The 1698-nt window shown below is 75.3% G+C and carries 1 protein-coding gene; it reads left to right on the top strand.

The features are described 5' to 3' along the window. Positions 1–303 precede the first annotated feature (303 nt). The coding region (locus AB0M20_RS41995) for a BTAD domain-containing putative transcriptional regulator (RefSeq protein ID WP_364306948.1) at positions 304–1698 on the top strand (1395 nt) is incomplete at its 3' end.

A 1698-nucleotide genomic window follows, 5' to 3' on the forward strand; every position in this document is an offset into this window, starting at 1 on the left:
AGGTCGGCCGCGTCGGACGCCTGGACGACCGCGGCGACGCGCTGGTCGACGGCGACGTTCCAGCCGGTCCGGGCCTGGTCGAACCCGGGGTCGCCGGGTCCGAGGACCGCGCCGCTGACGATCTTGCCCAAGTCGGCGCTGAGGTTGTTGCTCGACATCTCGTGCTCCCTGTCCGGTGTGTTGACCACGAGGTTCGCGGGCCGTCCTTGGGTGCCGCTTGGATGCCACTTGGATTCCCGTCCAAGGTCTTTCACCTGTTCAGTCGACCCGGTCCGGCCCGGGTGTGCGGTTAGCGTCGGGGATGTGGACCTGACCTTCCGACTGCTCGGGCCGCTCGAGGTGGAGGGCGCCGAGGTCCGGCTCGGCCCGCGCAAGCAGCAGGCGATCCTGGCGATGCTGCTGCTGCAGCCGGGCCGGGTGCTGCCGCTCGACCGGCTGATCGCCCAGCTCTGGGGCGACCACCCACCGGCCAGCGCGGTGAACACCGTGCAGGCGTACGTGTCGCACCTGCGGCGCGGGCTCGAGGCCGGTGGGGCCCGGCGGATCCTGGTCACCCGCGACCCCGGCTACCTGCTCGACATCGAGCCCGGACAGGTCGACGCGACCCGGTTCACCGCCCGCGCCGAGGCCGGTCACCGGCTGCTCGCCGCCGGCGACCCGGCCGCCGCCGCGGGCGAGCTCGACGCCGCGCTGGCCGAGTGGCGGGGTGCGCCGCTGGCCGAGTTCGCCGCCGAACCGTTCGCCGGCCCGGCCGTCACGCAGCTGGAGAACACCCACGCCGAGGCGGTGCAGGACCGGGCCGAGGCGCGGCTAGCGCTCGGCGAAGCGGGCTGGTGCGTGACCGAGCTGGCCCGGCTGACCGGCGAGATGCCGTACCGGGAGCGGCTCTGGGAGCTGTACGCGGCCGCGCTCTACCGGTCCGGCCGGCCGGCGGACGCGCTAGCCGCGATCCGCGAGGTGCGCACGCTGCTCGACGACGAGCTCGGCATCTCGCCCGGGCCCCGGATCGGTGAGCTGGAGCAGGCGATCCTGCGGCACGACGACGCGCGCATCGAGGGTGCGCCGCCGGTCCGCGCCGAGAAGCCGCGGGAGGCTCTGGTCGGCCGTGCGGCCGAGCTGGATGTCGTCGCCGCGGCGCTGGACGAGCTGGCCACCGGGCGGGGGAGTCTGCTCGTGCTCACCGGCGAGGCAGGGATCGGTAAGAGCAGCCTGGCCCGGGCGGCGGCCGACCGGGCGGTCGCCCGCGGGGTGCCGGTCAGCTGGGGGCGGTGCGCGGAGGACGCGGCGGCGCCCGCGTACTGGCCGTGGACCCAGGCGCTGCGCGCGGCCGGGCTGCCCGAGGTGGCGCTCGAGGCGGGGGACGACGCGGACATCGCGCAGTTCCGGTTGCACGAGCGGATCGTGGGCGCGCTGGCGGCGGCCGGCCCGATCACGCTGGTCCTGGACGATCTGCACTGGGCCGACGCGTCGTCGCTGCGGCTGCTCGAGTTCGTGGCCGACCGGCTGTCCGGGTACCCGATCCTGATCATCGCCACCGTGCGCGCCGAACCGGGCGACCGTGGCGAGACTCTGCGGGACGTCCTCGGCCGGCTCGCTCGCGAGCCGCGGGTGCGCCGCGTGCCGGTGCCTGCCTTCACGGTCAGCGACGTCGGCGCGTTCCTGGCCGGGCACGACCTCGGGGCTGGGACTACCGGTTCG

The organism is Actinoplanes sp. NPDC051633 (genome assembly GCF_040681735.1).
Lineage (GTDB): Bacteria > Actinomycetota > Actinomycetes > Mycobacteriales > Micromonosporaceae > Actinoplanes.